We start from the raw sequence: 20835 nt of genomic DNA on the forward strand, positions 1-20835 counted from the left end.
TCTATCTGTGTCTCCGAACGTGGCGATTCAAGGGCACAAATATTACACTTTTGTAACATGGCCGTGAGTTGGCGGATCTCGCGCCCGCCGCTGTCAAGGTGTTGCCGGAACCGGTGGGTGCCGGCGCCTTTGCGATGGACCGCCGCGCCGCGCCGCGCTATCCCTGCCGGCATGAAAAAAGGCGATCATCTATTCCTTGTCGACGGTTCCGGCTACATCTTCCGCGCCTATCACGCGCTGCCGCCGCTGACCCGCAAGTCCGACGGCCTGCCGGTCGGTGCTGTTTCCGGTTTCTGCAACATGTTGTGGAAGCTGATGCAGGACGCCCGCAACACGGATGTAGGCATTGTGCCGACGCATTTCGCCGTCATCTTCGACTATTCCTCGAAAACCTTCCGCAACGACCTCTACCCCGAATACAAGGCCAACCGCTCGGCGCCGCCGGAGGACCTGATCCCGCAATTCGGCCTGATCCGTCAGGCGACAAGGGCGTTCAACCTGCCTTGCCTCGAAATGGAAGGCTTCGAGGCGGACGATCTCATCGCCACCTATTGCCGGCTGGCCTGCGAGGCCGGCGGCGACACCACGATCATCTCGTCCGACAAGGACTTGATGCAGTTGGTGGGCGACACGGTCGCCATGTATGACCCGATGAAGGATCGCCAGATCGGCATCCCCGAAGTCATCGAGAAATGGGGCGTCCCGCCGGAAAAGATGGTCGACCTGCAGGCGCTGACCGGCGACTCGGTCGACAATGTCCCTGGCGTGCCCGGCATCGGGCCGAAGACGGCGGCGCAACTGCTCGAACAGTTCGGAGACCTCGACACGCTGCTGGCCCGCGCCGGCGAGATCAAGCAGGACAAAAGGCGGGAATCGATCATTTCCAATGCCGACAAGGCGCGTATCTCGCGCCAGTTGGTGACGCTGAAGAACGACGTGCCGGTGGCCGAGGGGCTGGACGACTTCGTGCTGCATGCACCGGACGGGCCGAAGCTGATCGGCTTCCTCAAAACCATGGAATTCACTTCGCTGACCCGCCGCGTGGCGGAAGTGACGGCGACGGAGGCCGGTGATGTCCAGGCCGTTGCGGTCGCCATCGAGCGCGCCGATGCCGCGCATGGGCCGGATGTCGGCGCCGGAGCTGCTGTCGAAGCGGGGCTTGCGCCAAACGGCGAGGCAGGCCAGGCCCCCGCTGCCGGGAAGCCCATCAGCGGCGACACCCCTTCCCTGTTGGCCGCGCTCCGGCTGGAGGCTGCCGCCGCTCGCAAGATCGACACCAGCGCCTATCACTGCATCCGCGATGTCGCGACATTGAAAGCCTGGGTCGCCGAGGCAACCGAGACCGGCCTTGCCGCTTTCGACATCAGGGCGACGTCGGCCGACCCGATGCAGGCCGAATTGATCGGCCTGTCCATCGCCACGGCACCTGGCCGTGCCGCCTACATTCCCTTCGCTCACAAGAGCGGCAACGGTGACCTGCTCGGCGGCGGCGTGCTCGAGAACCAGATCCAGCTTCGCGAAGCGCTGGCCGTGCTGAAACCACTGCTGGAAGACAGATCTGTTCTCAAGATCGCGCAGAACCTGAAATACGATCTTGTCGTCCTGAGCCGCTATGGCATCGATGTAGCGCCTTTCGACGACACCATGCTGATCTCCTACGTGCTCGATGCAGGCACCCCCCATGGTCACGGCATGGACTCGCTTGCCGAGAAATGGCTTGGTCACACTCCTCTTCAGCTCAAGGACGTGACCGGTTCGGGCAAGAACTCCGTCGGGTTCGATCAGGTCGATGTCGATAGGGCGACCGCGCACGCGGCCGAAGACGCCGACGTGACGCTGCGGCTCTGGCTGGTGCTGAAGCCACGGCTTGCCGCCAAGGGCCTTGTCTCGGTCTATGAGCGGCTGGAGCGACCGCTGGTGCCGGTGCTGGCGCGCATGGAGCAGCGCGGCATCTCGGTCGACCGGCAGATCCTGTCGCGGCTCTCGGGCGAACTGGCGCAAGGTGCTGCTCGCCTTGAAGAAGAAATCTACCAGCTGATCGGCGAGCGCATCAACATCGGTTCGCCCAAACAGCTCGGCGACATCCTGTTCGGGCGCATGGGTCTTCCCGGTGGTTCAAAAACCAAGACCGGGCAGTGGTCGACCTCGGCGCAGCTCCTGGAAGACCTCGCCGCCGAGGGCCACGAACTGCCGCGCAAGATCGTCGACTGGCGCCAGCTGACCAAACTGAAGTCGACCTATACCGATGCGCTGCCCGGCTTCATCCATCCGGACAGCAAGCGCGTCCACACCTCCTACGCGCTGGCCGCGACGACGACGGGACGGCTGTCGTCTTCCGACCCGAACCTTCAGAACATTCCGGTGCGTACCGCCGAAGGACGCAAGATCCGGACCGCCTTCATCGCCGACAAGGGCAACCGGCTGGTCTCGGCCGACTACAGCCAGATCGAACTGCGCGTGCTCGCCCATGTCGCCGAAATTCCGCAACTGCGGCAGGCCTTCGCCGACGGCGCCGACATCCATGCCATCACCGCATCGGAAATGTTCAACGTGCCGGTGGAGGGCATGCCTTCGGAAATCCGCCGTCGTGCCAAGGCGATCAATTTCGGCATCATCTACGGCATCTCGGCCTTCGGCCTTGCCAACCAGCTGTCGATACCGCGCGAGGAAGCCAGCAACTATATCAAGAAATACTTCGAGCGTTTCCCTGGCATCCGCGACTATATCGAGGAGACCAAGGCCTATGCCCGCGAGCACGGCTTTGTCGAAACGATCTTCGGTCGCCGCATCCACTATCCGGATATTCGCTCCTCCAATCCCTCGATCCGGGCCTTCAACGAGCGCGCCTCGATCAACGCCCGCCTGCAAGGCACCGCCGCCGACATTATCCGCCGCGCCATGGTGCGCATGGAGGAGGCGCTGGAGAAAGCAAGACTGTCGGCACGCATGCTCTTGCAGGTGCATGACGAACTGATCTTCGAGACCGTCGAGGCGGAAGTCGAAGCGACGATCCCCGTCGTGCGCCATGTCATGGAGAATGCGGCCATGCCGGCGGTATCGATGTCGGTGCCGCTGCATGTCGACGCCCGCGCCGCCAACAACTGGGACGAGGCGCATTGATGCCAAGAAAGTACCAGACACCAAACTTCCTTGGCGAAACGCTCGCTCCAGCAAAGTATGAACGATGGCTACAGAGAAAAGCTGTCGCGCATCGAACACGCGATCGGAAACGCGGAAACAAAGAAGCGACTATCGCCGGCTATAAGACAGCCATCCATAAAGCGGTCATATTTTCAGAAGGCCGTGACATCTACACAGGCGAGCAACTGGATTGGGCGCTGATTAGCACCTACGACAATGAACGATCCAAAGGCGAAAGACGTGCCTACAAGGCCAGTCTTGCGCTGCTTCCTACGGTGGATCATTTGAACGATGGTCTCGGTCCAGCAGACTTTGCTATCTGTGCTTGGCGCACGAATGATGCAAAGAACGATCTCGATGCTGACCAATTCGTCGCGCTTTGTCGACGAGTTGTAGCGCACGCTGACGGGCTTAACGACGTCAGCGCCTAGACGCCTAGAGAGCTTAAGCAGCTTCCGACAAACACTTGGCGCACGTGCCGCGAAATTCGATCACCGCCTTCTTGGCGGCGAAGCCGGTCGAATTGACCCATTCGTTCAGCCGGTGGTCGACATCGTGGTCGGACATTTCGGTCACCTGCCCGCATGTATCGCAGATAGCGAAAGCGGTCATCGAGTGGCTGTGGTCGTGTGGCTCGGCGCAGGCGACGAATGAGTTGATGCTTTCCAGCCGATGCACGAAGCCGGATTTCACCAACGTGTCGAGCGCGCGATAGACCTGCAATGGCGCGCGGAAACCTCGTTCGCGCAATTGGTCGAGCAAGGTGTAGGCGCTGAGCGGCCCGCTGGCGGTCTCGAGCTTCTCCAGCACGCACAACTGGTTCTTCGTCAGCACATCCCTTGCCGCCATGGTCCGGTTCCAACTCGTCTTGCGCCGCTCGCGCAGCATTTCCGCACGCAAACGATCCCTGTCCCACCCAGATAGCGACGAACAGGCATTTTTGCTACTGTTTCCAACGTCTCTGCCCGGAACGTTGTCCGAGCATCGCCTATGTCGATCCGGAATGGGGTAACAGACGAGTTCGTTCCGAGCGGCGGGAGCGACCCCGCCGGGTTTCCCTGCCGGCGCCGACTATTTTCTCGGTGGGCCTTTGCGCTCGGCCGAGGCCGCCCAGAGATTGATGTCGGACTCGCGCGCGTAACTGTCGATCTCCGTCAATTCGGCATCGCTGAAGTCGAGCACCTTGAGCGCGCCGACGCAGTCCTCGACCTGCTCCGGCCGGCTGGCGCCGATCAGCGCCGAAGTCACCCGGCCCTTGCGCAGCACCCAGGCGAGCGCCATCTGCGCCAGCGTCTGGCCACGGCGGCCCGCGATCGCATTCAGGGCGTTGATGTTGGCGATGGTCTTTTCGTTAATGAAGGCCGGCCGTAACGACTTGCCCTGGGAGGCGCGGCTCCCGTCGGGAATGCCGCCAAGATATTTGTCGGTCAGCATGCCTTGCGCCAACGGCGAAAACACGATGGAGCCGACGCCGAGCCCCTCGAGCGTATCGATGAGACCATCTTCTTCTACCCAGCGGTTCAGCATCGAATAGCTCGGCTGGTGGATGACGCACGGCGTGCCGAGCTGTTTCAGAATATCGGCTGCCTCGCGGGTGCGCTGCGAGTTGTAGGAAGAGATGCCGGCATAGAGTGCCTTGCCCGAACGCACCGCATGATCGAGCGCACCCATGGTTTCTTCCAGCGGCGTCTCGGGATCGAAGCGGTGCGAATAGAAGATATCGACATAGTCGAGCCCCATCCGCTTCAGGCTCTGGTCGAGGCTGGCCAGCACGTATTTGCGTCCGCCCCATTCGCCATAGGGGCCGGCCCACATTTCGTAGCCGGCCTTGGTCGAGATGATCATTTCATCGCGGTAGGCGGCGAAGTCGGTGCGCAGGATTTCGCCAAAAGCGGTCTCGGCGGAGCCGGGCGGCGGTCCGTAGTTGTTGGCAAGGTCGAAATGCGTGATGCCGAGGTCGAAGGCCTTGCGCACGATCGCCTGCTTGGTCTTATGCGGCGTGTCGTTGCCAAAATTGTGCCACAGCCCCAGCGAGATCGCCGGCAGCTTCAGGCCGGACCGCCCACAGCGGTTGTAGGTCATTTTCTCATAGCGGTTTTCGGCGGCGACATAGGGCATGGGAAGATCCTTGCATCTGAACGGACCGGGCACCGTCACCGCTAACGCGGAGAACAGGCCCGGCGCCTCACCCTTTACCCTCTCTCCGGAGGAACCGGGAGAGGGTAGTCAAAATTATCGATAATCGCCGCAGCCTATTTCTTCTTGGCGAGAAGTCCTTTCGCCTCCTTGATACCGAGCGCCGCTGGCCGCTCGCAAGTCGTCTGCATGGCGACGAACTTGCCGGTTTCGCCCGAGCGCAGAATGCCGGTCATGACATCGACGGCATGCAACGCCAGTTCCATCGAACAGCGGTGCGGCCGGCCCTCCGCGATCGCCAATGCCATGTCGGCGAGGCCTGCGGTGCGGTAATTGGCCATCATGCCTTGCGAATGCATCTCGTTTGGTACGCCGAACGGATGCTCCCATTTCGGCAGTTTCTTGATCGGCTTGGCCGCTTCCGTGAAGCGTACGTCGCCACCGAAGAAATTCGGATCCGGCACGAAGACGCTGCCCACCTCCCCATAGAGTTCCATCGGCGCATGGCCGTGGCTCCAGACGTCCCAGCTTGTGTTGAGCGTCACCACCGCACCGTTCTCGAACTCCAGCAGGCCGTGGATGGTGGTTGGCGTGTTGACCGGGATTCTCTCGCCCGCACGAGGTTTTGACGAGATGGTGCGCTCTTTGGCCGGGGTTGTCGCGAAGGCCGCCACCTGCCTCACCGGCCCGATCAGCTGGATCAGATTGGTGATGTAATACGGCCCGATGTCGAGCACCGGACCGGCGCCCGGCTGGAAGAAGAAGTCGGGATTGGGATGCCAGTGCTCCATGCCGTGGCCCATCACGTGGCAGGTGCCGCTGGTGATCTTGCCGAGCTTGCCGGTGTCGATCAGGTTACGCACCAGCTGATGCGCGCCGCCGAAGAAGGTGTCGGGCGCCGAGCCGATGCGCAGTCCCTTCTTCTCGGCCCGCTTCTTCAAGTCGAGTCCTTCCTTGACCGACAGCACGAAAGGCTTTTCCGAATAGACGTGCTTGCCGGCGTCGAGCACCTGCTTCGACACTTCGTAGTGCACGGCCGGGATGGTCAGATTGACGATGATGTCGATGTCGTCTGCCTGGAGAATCCCGTCGACCGTCTCGGCGCGCAGCTTGAACTCCTTCGCCCGCGCCTTGGCGGCATCCATGTTGATGTCGGCGCACGCGCGCATCTCTATGCCGCGAAACAGCGGCGCCAGCGAGAAATACGCCTTCGATATGTTGCCACAGCCGATGACGCCGATACCCAGTTTCTTTGCCATGATGTTTGTTCCTAGTAGTTCTTCACGGTTGCGATCGAGCGGCGGGCGAAGCGTTCGACGTCGTTCGGGTTGTCCTGTTCCATGACAAAGTATTTTGCGGCGCTCTTGGCCCGCAGCACCTTGATGAGGCCGGCCCAATCGATCGTGCCGTGACCGACATCCGACCAGCCGTCCTCATCCAGTCCCTCGCCCGGCTTGGCCATGTCCTTGACATGGACGGCGACGATGCGCTTGCCATGCTTTTCGATCCAGGGCAGCGGATCGGCGCCGCCGCGCACCACCCAGGCGACATCCATCTCCCAGCCGATGTCAGGCGCGGAAGACAAGATGTGATCCTGCGGCACCGAGCCGTCCGCCAGTGTCTTGAACTCGAAATCATGGTTGTGCCACGCAAAGCCGTAGCCGGCCTTCCCGGCGGTCTCGCCAACCTTGGCCAGACGCTCGCCGAAACCACGCCAGCCGGCGGCATCGGACGGCCTTTGTTCAGCCAGCAGATAGGGGCAGATCAGCAGCTCGATGCCGAGCGCCTCGGCGATCCTGCGCACGCCGTCGAAATCATTCTCGAGCGCGTCGATGGAGAAATGCCCGGTCGGCATCGCAAGACCGTTCTTGTCGAGCTCGGCGCGGAAGGCCTTGGGATCGTCATAGACGCCGCCGAATCCTTCGACCTGGGTGTAACCGAGCTTGCCGAGCGTAGCGAGAACGCCTTCCCAGGGCTGAAAATTGCGGGCGCTGTAAAGTTGGAATGACCAGTTCATCGTCTCTGTCCGTTCTGCTTGGGATGGGTAGGAGCTTGAATTACAGGCGGTTGCCGGTTGCGGCGTCGAAGAGCGAGGCGCGCATCGGATCGAAGCCGACGGTCACCGCCTCATCGTTGTTGGGCGTGCGTTCCGAGGTGACCCGGACGCTGAAATGCTGTTGGGCAAGCTTCATCCAGACCAGCGTGTCGGAACCCATCGGTTCGACCACCTCGACATTGGTGGCTGTCGAGAACGGCCAGCCCGTGCCGCTGTTGAGACTGACATGCTCGGGCCTGATGCCGAACACGACTGGACCGGGGACCGGTTGCTTGTCGAAATGATACGTGCCGAGCGGAATCGAGAGACCCTCGGCCACGAAGCGCCAACCGCCATCCGCGTTATCCAGCCTGCCGTCGATGAAATTCATCGCCGGCGAGCCAAGGAAACCGGCAACAAACCGGTTGACCGGCCGGTTGTAGATGGTCTGTGGCGCGTCGAGCTGCTGGATGACGCCGCCCCGCATGACCGCGATGCGATCGGCCAACGTCATCGCCTCGATCTGGTCATGGGTGACGTAGATCATCGTGTTCTGCAGCTTGCGGTGCAGAAGCTTGATCTCGACACGCAGTTCCGAGCGCAGCTTCGCGTCGAGATTGGAAAGCGGCTCGTCGAACAGGAAGACGTCGACGTCGCGCACCAGCGCCCGCCCGATCGCCACGCGCTGGCGTTGGCCGCCGGAAAGCGCCGACGGCTTGCGCTGCAAGAGCGGCTCTATCTGGAGAATCTCGGCGGCGCGCGCGATGCGCTTGGCGATTTCGTCCCTGGCTATGCCGGCTACGCGCAGCCCGAAGGACAGGTTCTTCTCCACCGTCATCTGCGGATAGAGCGCGTAGGACTGGAATACCATGCCGATGCCGCGGTCCTTCGGCTCTTCCCAGGTGACGTTCTTGCCCTTGATGAAGATACGCCCCTCGGAAATGTCGAGCAGACCGGCGATGCAATTGAGCAAGGTCGACTTGCCGCAGCCGGAAGGCCCGAGCAGCACGATGAACTCGCCTTCGGCCACATCGAGATTAAGCGTCTGCAGCACCGATACCGCGCCGAAATTCAGCGACAGGTCCTGGATGGAAACACTGGTGCCGTTTGCCGCCATCGCCATCACCCTTTCACCGCGCCGGCGGCAATGCCGCGCACGAACAATTTGCCGGAAATGAAGTAGACGACGAGCGGCACTAGGCCGGTCAGGATGGTGGCGGCCATGTTGACGTTGTATTCCTTCACACCTTGCACCGAATTGACGATGTTGTTGAGCTGCACCGTCATCGGATAGGTGTCGGGGCGGGTGTAGACGACACCGAACAGGAAGTCGTTCCAGATGCCGGTCACCTGCAGGATGATGGCTACGACGAAGATCGGCAGCGACATCGGCAGCATGATGCGCAGATAGATGCCCCAGAAACCGGCGCCGTCGACACGCGCCGCCCGGAACAGTTCTTCCGGCATGGACGTGAAATAGTTACGAAACAACAGCGTCAGGATCGGCATGCCGAAGATCGAATGGACGATCACCAGGCCGCTGAGGCTGCCATAGAGCCCGACCTCGCGCAGGATGATGACGATCGGATAGATCATCACCTGATAGGGAATGAAGGCACCGACGATCAGGATGACGAAGAACGTGTCGGCACCCTTGAAGCGCCAGTTTGCCAGCGCGTAGCCGTTCACCGAAGCAATGGCGATCGACAGGATCACGGAGGGGACGGTGATGCGCACCGAGTTCCAGAAGCCGCGCGAAAGCCCGTCGCAATTGAGGCCGGTGCAGGCGCTGGACCAGGCCTTCACCCAAGGCTCGAAGGTGATCTCGAGCGGCGGCGAGAAGATGTTGCCGAGGCGGATTTCCGGCATGCCCTTGAGCGACGTCACCACCATCACGTAGAGCGGCAGCAGGTAGTAGAGCGCCATCACGATGAGCGTGCCGTAAAGGAAAATGTTGCGGCGTGAGAACACGTGCCGCGGGCGAGGCCCGCTTGGGCCCGCCATCTCGCGTTGGAGAACATTCGGCGCGGACAGTGTTGCGGTATCGTCAGACACGCTTCCGGCCTCCGAATTCGAGATAGGCCCACGGCACGATCACGATCATCACCGACAAGAGCATCATGGTCGAAGCGGCAAAACCCTGGCCGAGGTTCTGGGCAAAGAACATGTAATCGTAGACGTATTTGGCCGGCACTTCGGAAGCGATGCCCGGACCGCCGCTGGTCTGGGCGACGACGAGGTCATAGACCTTGACGATGCCGGACGCGATGATCACCAGCGTGGTGATGAAGACCGGCCGCATCATCGGGATGATGATGAATAGATAAGTCTTCCAGGTGGGAATGCCGTCAACCCGCGCGGCCTTCCAGATGTCCTCGTCGATGCCCCGCAGGCCCGCCAGCATCAGGCACATGATGAGCCCCGTGCCTTGCCAGAGAGCTGCGATCAATATCCCGTAGATGACGATGCTGGAATTATAGAGCGGATTGAAGCTGAAGCTTTCCCAGCCGAGGTCGCGTACCACCCTTTGAATTCCGAAGTCCGGGTTGAGCAGCCATTGCCAGACCAGACCTGTGACGATGAAAGAGAGCGCGAAGGGATAGAGGAAGATGGTGCGGAAAGTGTCCTCGAAGCGGATTTTCTGGTCGAGCAGGGCAGCGAGCATGAAGCCGATGACCAGCGAGAACACCAGTGACAGCACGCCGTAGATCGCGATGTTTTCGATCGAGACCAGCCAACGCGGCGCCGCCCATAACCGATGATACTGGTCCAGCCCGACGAAGTTCAGCCGCGGCAACAACTTCGAGTTGGTGAAGGAATAGAGCACCGTCCACGCTGTGCCGCCGACAAAAATCACCAGTGCGGTGAGGACCATCGGGATCGAAGCGATCTTTGCATTGAGGTTGCGAAAGAGTTGGTTGGGGCGTTCGCTCTTGCTCATCGGTACAGCCATGCTGGAAGGGTTACGGGCTGGATAGGGTAAGGGCGGCAAGTCACATGCCCTTCCCCCGGCCTGCTTTGGCAGGGCCGGGAGTACGGGCGGCTCGTCTGTCGTCAGTCGGCAGAGCCGACAATGTCGGCGAAGCGCTTCTGCGCCTCTTCCACGGTCATCTCAGGCTTGGCGAAGAACTCGGAGAAGAGGTCTTCCTTCTGCTTCTGGGTGTCCTGCGAAAGCAGTTGGTCCGTCCATGGCATCACGTTGCCCTTGGCCAGGATATCGAGGCCCTTCTTCATGCAGTCGTTCGCGGCTTGGAGATCGACGTCGCCGCGCACGGGCAACGAGCCCTTCTTGAGGTTGAAGGCAACCTGCGTCTTGGGATCGAGCAGCGTTTCGGCCAGAATTTCCTGTGCCTTGGCTTTTTCGGCATCCTTCAACAGCGGGAAGTAAAAGGCATCGCCACCGGTGGCGATCATCTCATTCAGGCCAAGACCCGGCAGGCAGGTATAATCCTTGCCGGCCGTCTGTTTCGCGACCTGAAACTCACCTTGCGCCCAATCGCCCATGATCTGGCCGCCGGCCTTCCCCGTGATGACGAGATTGGTTGCCTGATTCCAGTCCTGCACATTGGTGTTCTTGGCCATCTTGCGGGCATCGTCCGCGGCTTTGAACACCTTGGCGATCTCGGGACCTGCGGCGAATGTGGCGTCCTTGTCCTTGTAGACCTTGAGGAACGCATCCGTACCGCCAACCGCGGCAAGCAGCACATCGAAGGCGCCCGACGACTGCCAGGGCTGGCCGCCGACAGCGAGCGGGATGATGCCTGCCTTCTCCAGCGCCGGGGCGGCCGCCACATATTCGTTCCAGTTCTTCGGCACCGGCACGCCGGCCTTTTCGAAGGCGGCGTTCGACAACCACAGCCATTGCCAGGAATGGATATTGACCGGCACGCAATAGATCTTGCCGTCGATAGTGCAGCTGTCGAGCAGGCCCTTCGGCCGCACGACTTCCGTCCATTTGCCCTTGGTGGCGATGTCGGTGAGATCGCGCATCAGGCCCGCCTGCACCAGTTCTTCCGCTTGCCGGCCGTGGTTGAACTGGGTTGCGCCCATCGGATCGCCGCCGGTGATACGGCTGATCATAATTGGCCGCGCAGTGCCGCCCGAGCCGGCAATGGCGCCGTCAATCCAGTGATTGCCGGTGGCGTCGAAAGCTTTGGCGAGTTCCGCGACCGCAGCCGCCTCGCCGCCGGAAGTCCACCAATGAGTGACCTCCAGATCCGTCGCGGCGGCCGGGCCGGTGAAGTGCAGTGCGGCGGTCGTCGCCAGCGCAGCGGTCAAAAGCTTATATCGCATTTCGGTTCCTCCCAGAATCTGAAACGTTACAGATTTTCGATACGGCAATTGCGTGGAGTGTGCAACCCCATCGGCAATACGGGTCCAATATTTTTTCGAGCTACGAACAAATTCAGACGAGCAGCCGCGCCTTTGTGCATCGCAACATAGGCCATTGCAGCGCAAAATCGCAACGCAATGCGTGAGGACCGGCAAAAAGCGGCGGCAGGAATGTTTTTCTCTGGAATCCCAACGGTTTTGCAAAAGGACTTCTCCAACTCGCATCGGCTGGCTGCGCGAGAACATTGGCAATCTGTAACGTTTCAGTATATTGAGGCTTCGCTGGGGCTGGAACGCGTATCGCATCGCAATGACGGCGATTGCCCGCCCGGCTTGCGACTGCTATGCGCCTGACGGGCGGGACGAATGGATAGACAGCGTAGAGGAAAGAACGAAGGGGCGTCGGCGCAGGAACGGCCGACGCTGAAGACGCTTGCCTTCATGACCGGGCTCGGCGTCACCACCGTGTCGCGCGCCTTGAAGGATGCGCCCGAGATCGGCGCCGAAACCAGGCGTCGCGTACAATTGGTGGCAAAGCAGATCGGCTATCGCCCAAACCGCGCGGGCGTCCGGCTGCGCACCGGCAGGACCAATGTCATCAGCCTCGTGCTCAACACCGATCGCGAGATCATGAGCTTCGTCTCGGACATTATCTACGGCGTTTCGGAAGTGCTCTCCGAAACGCCTTATCACCTGATCGTCACGCCCTATTCCCGCTCGCAGGATCCGATGGAGCCAATCCGCTACCTGGTCGAGACCGGCTCGGCCGACGGCGTCATCATCTCGCGCACCCAACCGAACGATCCGCGCGCCCGCTACATGCTTGAGCACGGCATGCCTTTTGCCACGCATGGCCGCACCGACATGGGTCTCGTCCACCCCTACCACGACTTCGATAACCACGCTTTCGCGATGGAAGCCGTGCGCCGGTTGGCGAGCATGGGCCGGCGCAAGCTTGCGCTTCTGTCGCCACCGCCCGGGCTGACCTACTACAGCCACACGCTGGACGGCTTCGCGGATGCGCTGAGCGAGGTTGGTGCGACCGAAGTCCCGTTCAACACCGTTTCGATCGACCATACGATCGAGCAGATCAGGAGCCGGACCGCACAGCTGATGCGCCGCGATGTCAGGCCGGACGGCTTCGTCAGCAGCGCCGCAGCCGCGACACTCGCCATCGTCGCCGGCATTGAGGATGCCGGCCTCAAGCTCGGCCGCGACGTCGACGTCGTGTCCAAGCAGTCGTCGGACCTGCTGCACCTGTTCCGCCGGGAATTGCTGGTGGTCAACGAGAACTTCCGGCTGGCCGGCTCCGAGCTTGCCCGCTCGGTGCTCGGCTGGATCGGCGGCGCCGCGCCTGGCTCGCTGCAGAGCCTGGTCGTCTCCGGCGACGTTCAGGCGTTCAGCCAGCCAGTGGCCGTTTAGAGCAATTCACCGTTCCGCGAAACGATGAACTTCTCCAGGACTCTGTCTAGCCAGCCGCGCCGCTTCCCCATGGGCCGTGGAACGCGCCAGCCCCGTCGATACGCTCGAAGCCGTGGGCTCCGAAGAAGTCACGCTGCGCCTGGATCAGGTTCGAAGTGCCGCGACCCTGGCGATAGCTGTCGAAATAGGCAAGTGCGGAAGCCAGCGCCGGCACCGGCGAACCGGCTTCGGAAGCTCTGGCCACGATCCGCCGCAGTGACGGATGGGCCTCTTTCATCATCGCGATGAACGCCGGCGCCATCAGCAGATTGGTCGAAGCGCCACTACTTCCAAGAGCCTCGGCCATCGTGTCGAGCATCTGCGAACGAATGATGCAGCCGGCGCGCCAGATCTTGGCGATGGTCGGCATCGGCAGGTTCCAGTTGAACTCCTTCGAAGCGCCACTCATCACCGCGAAGCCCTGCGCATAGGCGGCGATCTTGCCGGCGAACAGCGCCAGCTCGAGATCATGCAGCAACGCGTCCCTGTCGCCGGAAATCCTGGTCACGCCGATGTCGCCATAGGCCTTTTCCGCAGCCAGCCGCTCGTCCTTGATCGACGACAAGACGCGGGCCGCCACCGCTGCCTCGATGGCGGTTGCCGGAATGCCGAGCTGTTGTGCTTCGATGACCGACCACTTGCCGGTGCCCTTCTGGCCGGCGCGATCCAGGATGATGTCGACCACCGGCTTGCCGGTCTTGGGATCGTCTGATGCCAGCACCTTGGCAGTGATCTCGATCAAATAGGAATTGAGCCGGCCCTTGTTCCAGTCGGCGAACACCGCGCCGATATCCTTCGGTCCCATGCCGAGACCGTCGCGCAGGATGCCGTAGATCTCGCCGATCATCTGCATGTCGGCATATTCGATGCCGTTGTGGATGGTCTTGACGAAATGCCCGGCGCCATCGGTGCCGAGCCACGCCGCGCAGGGCTCGTCCTTGAACTTGGCGGAGATCGCTGTCAGCACCTTCTCGACACGCTTCCAGGAATCCTCGGTGCCGCCGACCATGATCGACGGGCCGTGGCGCGCGCCCTCCTCGCCGCCGGACACGCCCATGCCGATGAAGGTGAGGTCCGAGCCGGAAAGCTCGGAAAAACGCCGCATCGTGTCGCGAAAATTGGCGTTTCCGGCATCGATGACGATGTCGTTGTTGGACAGCACGCCGCGCAAGGCGGCGATCTGTTCGTCGACAGGCTTGCCGGCCAGCACCATGATGATGATCGGACGCGGCGGCCGGATGGCGGCGGCGAGCTCTTGCAGGCTGTAGCAGGGCACGACCATGTTCTTCAGCGCGCCGGCATTCTCGATGAAGGCATCGGTGCGTGCCCTTGTGCGGTTGAAGACAGCGATGCGGTGCCCATGCTCGGCGATGTTGAGCGCCAGGTTGGAGCCCATCGTGCCAAGGCCGATCAGGCCGATTTCGGCTTTTTCCATCGTTTCTTCCCTGCTTTCGGATCTTGTTGTTTCGAGCTCGCGATTTGCGCGGATGCCCATTCTTCGGGGGATGATTGACGGCCCTTTCGGGTCGCGTCAACAGCCTCGCCAAATTGTGTTGCCGCCGGCCACAGGTATAGCCTGCATTAGGCATCCCATTTGTCGGTCACGGCCTGATGTCTACCGGCGCTTCGATCTTCACCATCTCGAAGTCGGAGACCAGGATGTCGAGGCGCACCGTCCACTTGCCGGCAACCGGGATGACAAGGTTGTCGACGCGCCAGCTGCCATCGCCGGACTTGGTCACCGCGCGCTTCAGCGGCTCGATGCCGGAATCGGGCTTGGACAGCACCAATGTCACCTCCTTGGCGTCGAGCGGTCCGAAATCGCCGGTCATGATGATCATCGAGGCGACGACCGGCCCGGCATGGCCGGGCGTGATGCTGAGATCGGCCATCGCCTTCAGCGCGTGGATATGAACCGAGACCGGTTGCGCCGCCGCGATCGCTAATGCCCTCGGCGGTGGTGTGAAGCGCCAGCCCGCGGCAACACCGAAAATCGCCAGCACGATCAACATTTCGACGCCGATCGAGCGGGAGAGCCGGCGCCGCACTTCCGTCACTCCCGCCTCGGCCGACGCGGTGAGCCTCCAGCGGTTGACGCCGGCGAGCGTGAACAGAAACACCAGCAGCCCCAGCTTGATCAGCAGCAGCCGGCCATAGACGGTGTTGACCAGCGCCATCGGCGTCTGCACCTGGATGACGGCGAGCACGATCCCGGCCGCCGCGAGCACGGCCACGACAGGCAGGATCATTCGTGAAAACCGTCGCAGAAAGAGCCCGGCCTCCGCCGATTTACCTTTCAGCGCCAAGCCGAGCGGCACCAACGCGCCAGCCCAGAAAGCAATGCCGACGCCGTGCAGGAACACCATCGGCCGGGTCAGCCATTGCGGCTCAGCCGCACTGGCATGACCGCTGACGGCAAGCGCGATGCCCACTGCGGCCAGCCCGGCAAGGGCAAATGGCCTGGCCGTGGTGCGCGGCCCAGCCAGCGACATCAGGCCGAGCCCCAGCGCCATCAGGGCGACCAGCACTGTTGAGCCGAAACTTGTATCAAGCCCAGTCCGCCAGATGGCAGGCTGCGCCAGATGGGACAGCGGCGCTCCGAGTGCATCCAGACCCTGCAAGCCAAGCGACAGCGGCGCCGCAAGCAGCCCGCACAATATCGCAGCGGTAGCGAAGCGCGACCCGGCGCGGCCATCCCCGGCCAGCCATGCGAGAGCGAAGGCGCCACCGACACCGAGGAAAAGCCCGATGTAGAGAAAGAGCTTGCCGATCCAGATCGCCGACCGCAGCGGCCGGTCGACGGCCTCGGACACAGCCGGCGGCTGGCTCGCCGCACCGATGGAAAAGAGCAGCGAGCCGCCGACCGGATGACCGTCGGCGGAAATGACGCGCCAGCTCAGCACATGCGTGCCGGGCTTAAGCCCCTCCGGATTGTCGATCTCGACTGTCTGTTCGCTAAGGCGGAAGCTGGTTAGCGGAACCGGCGTGCCATCGGGCTTCACCAGTGTCAGCACCAGCGGCGACACCGGCTCGCTGAAGGTCAGCGAGAATTGCGCCGGACCCTGCGCCAGCACCGCACCGTCGGCGGGATCAGTCTTGATCAGCGCGGCGTGGGCGAAGGCCTGATTTGCCGAGGCCATGACGATGAGCGCCATAACCACAGCCAATAACCCACCAACGAACTTGCCAGTCATGCCAACCGTCCGCGGTGAGGATATCGCATTCATGCCTGTGCCATAAAATAGCGGCGCGCCCCCAAATGCATGTCGTCGCCCAAAAATGGTAGCCGGTTTCGGAACTCCGACATGCATAAAACAAAACTCAAGAGCGCGCCGCGAGACAGATTACTTCTTCGGTAGCAGCTTGATGCCGGGTGCCGGATTCTCCAGGGCGTCTTCATCCTGCCCCGCCGCTGGAATCTCGATCCAGCGATTGGCGGCACCGTCGCATTCCTGCACCACCGGGAAGTAGAGTTTCTGGTGGATGGGGAGATCCGCCGTCAGCGTCGCGCGAAAGACGAACTCGTCGTAGAATTCATCCGGCAGGCTGCCGCCGCTCCAGTCGACGTCCCTGACCCCGTCGGTCACCGCCTGGCCGTAGAGCTGATAGGACTTCTCGTATTTGCCCTTCTTGACCTGCAGCGTCCAGCCCGGCTTCGGCATCGGCTTGACCGCGATCACACCTTCCGGGATCTGCACGTGCAGGGCGGTCGTCGCCTTGCCGTCGCACCCATGCGGCACCCGCAGGATTGCCTTGTAGGTCGACCCCACGGGCGCTTCTTGGGTTTCGAGCGTGATGTGCGCGAAGGCGGCACTGGTTCCCAAAACAAGAAGCGCGGCGGCCGACAAGAGATACTTGTTCATAATGGTCTCTCTGATTTCAAAATTTTACGGATCGGCGCGATCAATTGGCGTGATCGTCCGTGCCCCCACCCATGCCTTCGACGGCGAAATCGACGCTGACCGGGCCAGCCTTCTCGAAGGTCAACGTGGCGGAAAATGTCTCGCCTTGCTTGGGTTGCCGCTTCAGTCCGATGAACATCAGGTGATAGCCGCCAGGCGCAACTGCCACCTTGCCGCCAGCCGGGATTTCCAGGCCACCGGCAACCGGGCGCATAGTCATGATACCGTCCTTGACGCCCATCTCGTGCAGTTCGGCCTTGTCCGAGACGTCGGAGGAAATCGACACAAGCCGGTCCGGCGCGCTGCCCTTGTTGGTGATGGTGAAATAGCCGCCGGCCACCTTGGCGCCGGTCGGCGTGGCGCGCGACCAGGGATGACCGATCTCGAGATCACCGGCCTTGAACTCATGCGCGAAGGCGGACTGAACGCCGCCTGAGAACACGAGCACAAAGGCCAGTACAGCGACGCCGAGCCGCTCTTGGAAGCGTGACAGAATGCGGCCGAGCATAGTGCCCGCCGCAATAGGAAAAGAATGGGACATGGTTACTCCATGAAATGATGGTCGCGCCGTCGTCGGTCGCGAGCAGTTTTGATCCTTGGATGGGTACGCCCGCGGAAAGTTCCGCAGGCAAGCAGGCTCAGGCCGTCTGTGGCGGCGCGCGCGGGTTCGACGGCGAGCGCTCGCGCGCGAAGTCGAGATGCGTTGTCGCCGGGAAAACAAAGGCGACAATCTCGAAGGAAAGACTGCCCGGCGCAAGCGCGGCGGCAGGCGGCGGCGCAAAGGCAGGCGAGAACATGCCGCAGCCGAGCACGCAGCATGTCGGCAGGTGCGAGGGCAGCGGATTGCCGCCGGGAAGCTCAGCCGCGCCCTCGCGGGTACAGATGACATTGCCGAAGGCATCGAGTTGCGACGCGCTCGGCCCGGTCCCCAAGGCGAACGCGCCGAGCGTCGACTGGAGCAGCAGCAGGTAGGCCGCGACAAGCGCGACCGGCATGCTCCACCGTCTCCCCCGGCCGTTCAAACCATCTGCCTCTTCAAGCGACAAGGGAAGGATATCTATCACGAGAGCGGGAAGTCGAAAATCGCCAAATCCAGGCTGCGGCAACGCGGCATATCAAGGTTTTTGGGACTGCCGGCTTTCGGGGATCGAGGTCAGCAATGTCTGGCGCGCCGATTTCAAGTGCTTGCGGCAGGCGGCATCGACCTTGCCCAGGTCCCGCGATTTGAGTGCCTCGATATAGGCCAGGTGCTCACCGATCGCGACTTCGTTGCGCTCCCGTTCCTGCGCCTTGTTCCACTGGTAGTGGTAGTGGAAGATCATGGCGATGACGTCGTAGAAATCGACGATGAAGCGGTTGCGCGACGCGCGGTGGATAAGCCGGTGGAAGCGCTCGTCCAGCTCCGAAAACGCGTTAAAGCGCATGGCGATCTCATTTGCGAGTTGGCGGTGCTCGCTTTCCAGGCGGTCGAGATCGGCCCAGACCGCGCTGTCCTGTGGCAGTGCGGCAAAGGCGGCCGCCGAGCGCAGTTCGAACATCTCGCGGATTTCGGTCAGTTCGAGCGCAAAGGCACGCGTGAAACCTTTCAACACCCAATGGCTGTTGCGGCGCTTCTCGATCAGGCCGAAGCGGGAAAAGCGGATCAGGAACTCGCGCACGCTGGTGGTGCCGACACCGATCTCGCGCGCCAGTTCGAGTTCGTTGATCTGCATGCCGGCCTCGGCGCCACCGGCGAGCAGCCGTCGCATGAATGATCGCTCGATGATCTCGGCCAGCGTGTCGGTTTCTTCCTCGGGAAAGAAATCATCAGGGCTTGGGTCGCGCAGCACCGTCTTGGCGCGCTTGTTCCAGGCGATCAGCCCGGTCTCCTCCATGCGGGAAAGAATGCTGCGGACCGTGGTGCGGCTGACGCCAAGCAACGTGCCTAACTCCGGCTCCGACGGCAGGCTGCGCGTCTCGCCGAGCAGCCTGAGGCAGCGGTTGTAGGCATCCTTGTAGACGTTGTTGCTCTTCGACATCCCTGCCCCGTTGCACGCCGGCGCTTGCGGTGGCCAGCTTGAAGCGCAATATGACGTTCCTAGCGCATGGTCTCAAAAAAGCGGAATCGCTTCTCGGCCGATCCAGGTTTGGCTCAGCGCCTTAAGCATTCACTCATCCGAAGGCATGCGGAACTGCCGCGAAAAAACGATTGACGCAAAAATGTTTTTTCACGATAAAAGACATTATCTCTTAACAAGCGTGTGTCAATCCGTCCGCGCATCCCAGGATCACCCAGGAAACCGCCCGTGAACCCCTCGAACGTCATTCTCCTGTCCCCCGCCGACAATGTCGCCGTCGCGAACGGCCGCATCGAGATCGGCACCGCACTGCCGGGCGGTGCGCTGGCAACGGCGGTTATCGAGCCCGGCCATAAGGTGGCGATCAAGCCCATTCCCGCCGGTTCCGCCGTGGTCAAATACGCTCAGGCGATCGGCCGTGCCACGCAAGACATCGCGCCGGGCGAACATGTCCACTCGCACAATCTGGTTTTCGAGGCGGGTCGTCTGCCGGTGGTGCCGCCGAGCGAGGCCGAGCACGCGACCGAAGCGGACCGCGCGCGGACCTTCATGGGCTATCGCCGCGCCGACGGTCGCGCCGGCACGCGCAACTTCATCGGCATCATCGCCAGCGTCAATTGCTCGGCCACTGTCTGCCACAGCATCGCCGACGCGGCCAACCGCACGCTGCTGCCGAAATATCCCGGCATTGACGGCTTTGTCCCGATCGTCCACGGCCAGGGCTGCGGCATGAGCGGTACCGGCGACGGCATGATGGTGCTGCACCGCACTTTGGCCGGTTACGCCCGCCATCCAAATTTCGGCGGCGTGCTGATGGTCGGGCTGGGCTGCGAAGTCAACCAGCTCACGCTGTACGGTCAGAAGGGTGCGGCCGCGGGAAAACGCCACTTCAACATCCAGGATGCCGGGGGCTCGCGCAAATCGGTCGAAAAAGCGCTCGGCGTGCTGGCCGAGATCGCCGAGGAAGTCGGGCAATTGAAGCGCGAGCCGATCCCGGTCAGCGAGATCGTCGTCGGCCTGCAGTGCGGCGGCTCGGACGGCATGTCGGGCATTACGGCCAATCCGGCGCTCGGTGCTGCCGTCGACATCCTGGCTGGCGTCGGCGGCGTCGGCATTCTCTCCGAGACGACGGAGATCTACGGCGCCGAGCATCTGCTTGCCTATCGCGCGGCGACGCCGGAGATCGCGCAGAAGCTCGACGGTTTCGTGAAGTGGTGGGAAGACCACGTCGCCAAGCACGGCGCCTCGATCGACAACAACCCTTCGCCCGGCAACAAGCGCGGCGGCCTCACCACCATCCTGGAAAAGTCGCTGGGTGCGGTGGCCAAGGGCGGCCAGACGCCGCTGAACGGCGTGTTCGGCTATGCCGAAAAGGTCACCGGCAGCGGCCTGGTGTTCATGGACACGCCCGGCTACGACCCGGTCTCGGCCACCGGCCAGGTCGCCGGCGGCGCCAACGTCATCGTCTTCACCACCGGCCGCGGCTCCTGCTTCGGCTGCCGCCCGACGCCGTCGATCAAGGTCGCTACCAATTCGACCATGTATCACCAGATGGAAGAGGACATGGACGTCAATTGCGGCGTCATCGCCTCGGGTGAAAAGACCATCGCTGGCATGGGCCGCGAGATCTTCGAACTGATCGTCGAAACGGCCTCCGGCCGCAAGACCAAGAGCGAGGATTTCGGCTACGGCGACAATGAGTTCGTCCCCTGGCATCTGGGCGCAACGCTGTAGATTTGGCTGATATCTGCTAGACGGCCGCGCCACATAG

At 62.3% G+C, this 20835-nt stretch carries 18 protein-coding genes; 4 read left to right on the top strand and 14 right to left on the bottom strand.

The window, feature by feature from the left end:
• Nucleotides 1–171 precede the first annotated feature (171 nt).
• Both polA and NKI49_RS22325 read left to right on the top strand, forming a co-directional pair.
• Nucleotides 172–3120 carry a DNA polymerase I gene (gene polA, locus NKI49_RS22320; protein ID WP_352604304.1) on the top strand — a complete coding sequence of 983 codons (2949 nt, stop codon included), beginning with the start codon at nt 172–174 and terminating at the stop codon, nt 3118–3120.
• On the top strand, nt 3120–3572 hold the full coding sequence (locus NKI49_RS22325; RefSeq protein ID WP_352604184.1) for a hypothetical protein: 453 nt from the start codon (nt 3120–3122) through the stop codon (nt 3570–3572). The genes polA and NKI49_RS22325 overlap by 1 nt, the downstream gene beginning before the upstream one ends.
• 13 nt (nt 3573–3585) lie before the next feature.
• On the opposite strand, the gene NKI49_RS22330 is transcribed toward NKI49_RS22325, so the two are convergent.
• From NKI49_RS22330 to NKI49_RS22365, 8 genes are all read right to left on the bottom strand, one after another.
• Nucleotides 3586–3990, bottom strand: a complete 405-nt coding sequence (locus tag NKI49_RS22330) for a transcriptional repressor (RefSeq protein WP_352604306.1) — start codon at nt 3988–3990, stop codon at nt 3586–3588.
• Between the two features lie 222 nt (nt 3991–4212).
• The gene (mgrA, locus tag NKI49_RS22335; RefSeq protein ID WP_352604186.1) at nt 4213–5259 is read right to left on the bottom strand and encodes an L-glyceraldehyde 3-phosphate reductase; all 1047 of its coding nucleotides are present in this window, start codon (nt 5257–5259) and stop codon (nt 4213–4215) included.
• Nucleotides 5260–5393: 134 nt separating this feature from the next.
• Nucleotides 5394–6536, bottom strand: a complete 1143-nt coding sequence (locus NKI49_RS22340; RefSeq protein ID WP_352604188.1) for a Gfo/Idh/MocA family protein — start codon at nt 6534–6536, stop codon at nt 5394–5396.
• 11 nt (nt 6537–6547) lie between these two features.
• Nucleotides 6548–7294, bottom strand: coding sequence for a sugar phosphate isomerase/epimerase family protein (locus NKI49_RS22345; RefSeq protein WP_027023628.1), 747 nt, complete (start codon nt 7292–7294; stop codon nt 6548–6550).
• A gap of 40 nt (nt 7295–7334) precedes the next feature.
• Nucleotides 7335–8435: an ABC transporter ATP-binding protein gene (locus NKI49_RS22350; RefSeq protein ID WP_352604190.1), complete on the bottom strand. Its 1101-nt coding sequence runs from the start codon at nt 8433–8435 to the stop codon at nt 7335–7337.
• Entirely contained in the window at nt 8435–9316 is an 882-nt protein-coding gene (locus NKI49_RS22355) for a carbohydrate ABC transporter permease (protein ID WP_352604308.1), read from the bottom strand. The genes NKI49_RS22350 and NKI49_RS22355 overlap by 1 nt, the downstream gene beginning before the upstream one ends.
• Nucleotides 9317–9359: 43 nt before the next feature.
• Nucleotides 9360–10253: a carbohydrate ABC transporter permease gene (locus tag NKI49_RS22360; RefSeq protein WP_027023625.1), complete on the bottom strand. Its 894-nt coding sequence runs from the start codon at nt 10251–10253 to the stop codon at nt 9360–9362.
• A gap of 113 nt (nt 10254–10366) precedes the next feature.
• A complete protein-coding gene (locus NKI49_RS22365; RefSeq protein WP_352604192.1) occupies nt 10367–11605 on the bottom strand; it encodes an ABC transporter substrate-binding protein in 1239 nt (412 codons plus the stop codon).
• Nucleotides 11606–12010: 405 nt separating this feature from the next.
• Here NKI49_RS22365 and NKI49_RS22370 point away from each other — a divergent pair, with 405 nt between their 5' ends.
• The gene (locus NKI49_RS22370; RefSeq protein ID WP_352604194.1) at nt 12011–13066 is read left to right on the top strand and encodes a LacI family transcriptional regulator; all 1056 of its coding nucleotides are present in this window, start codon (nt 12011–12013) and stop codon (nt 13064–13066) included.
• Nucleotides 13067–13112: 46 nt separating this feature from the next.
• Here the strand turns inward: NKI49_RS22370 and gnd are convergent, their stop codons facing one another.
• The 6 genes from gnd to NKI49_RS22400 form a co-directional block, all read right to left on the bottom strand.
• On the bottom strand, nt 13113–14540 hold the full coding sequence (gene gnd, locus NKI49_RS22375; protein ID WP_352604196.1) for an NADP-dependent phosphogluconate dehydrogenase: 1428 nt from the start codon (nt 14538–14540) through the stop codon (nt 13113–13115).
• Between the two features lie 166 nt (nt 14541–14706).
• A complete protein-coding gene (locus NKI49_RS22380) occupies nt 14707–16299 on the bottom strand; it encodes a copper resistance CopC/CopD family protein (protein WP_352604198.1) in 1593 nt (530 codons plus the stop codon).
• A gap of 150 nt (nt 16300–16449) precedes the next feature.
• A complete protein-coding gene (locus NKI49_RS22385; RefSeq protein WP_352604200.1) occupies nt 16450–16968 on the bottom strand; it encodes a YcnI family copper-binding membrane protein in 519 nt (172 codons plus the stop codon).
• A 40-nt stretch (nt 16969–17008) separates the two neighbouring features.
• Entirely contained in the window at nt 17009–17548 is a 540-nt protein-coding gene (locus tag NKI49_RS22390) for a copper chaperone PCu(A)C (RefSeq protein WP_352604202.1), read from the bottom strand.
• A gap of 97 nt (nt 17549–17645) precedes the next feature.
• Nucleotides 17646–18002, bottom strand: coding sequence for a hypothetical protein (locus tag NKI49_RS22395; RefSeq protein WP_352604204.1), 357 nt, complete (start codon nt 18000–18002; stop codon nt 17646–17648).
• Between the two features lie 120 nt (nt 18003–18122).
• Entirely contained in the window at nt 18123–19025 is a 903-nt protein-coding gene (locus NKI49_RS22400; protein WP_352604206.1) for a GntR family transcriptional regulator, read from the bottom strand.
• Nucleotides 19026–19292: 267 nt separating this feature from the next.
• Between NKI49_RS22400 and NKI49_RS22405 the strand changes: the two genes are divergently transcribed.
• The gene (locus NKI49_RS22405; RefSeq protein WP_352604208.1) at nt 19293–20798 is read left to right on the top strand and encodes a UxaA family hydrolase; all 1506 of its coding nucleotides are present in this window, start codon (nt 19293–19295) and stop codon (nt 20796–20798) included.
• Nucleotides 20799–20835: the final 37 nt, after the last annotated feature.

Origin of the sequence: Mesorhizobium sp. M0587 (assembly GCF_040320945.1) — a bacterium.
Lineage (GTDB): Bacteria > Pseudomonadota > Alphaproteobacteria > Rhizobiales > Rhizobiaceae > Mesorhizobium.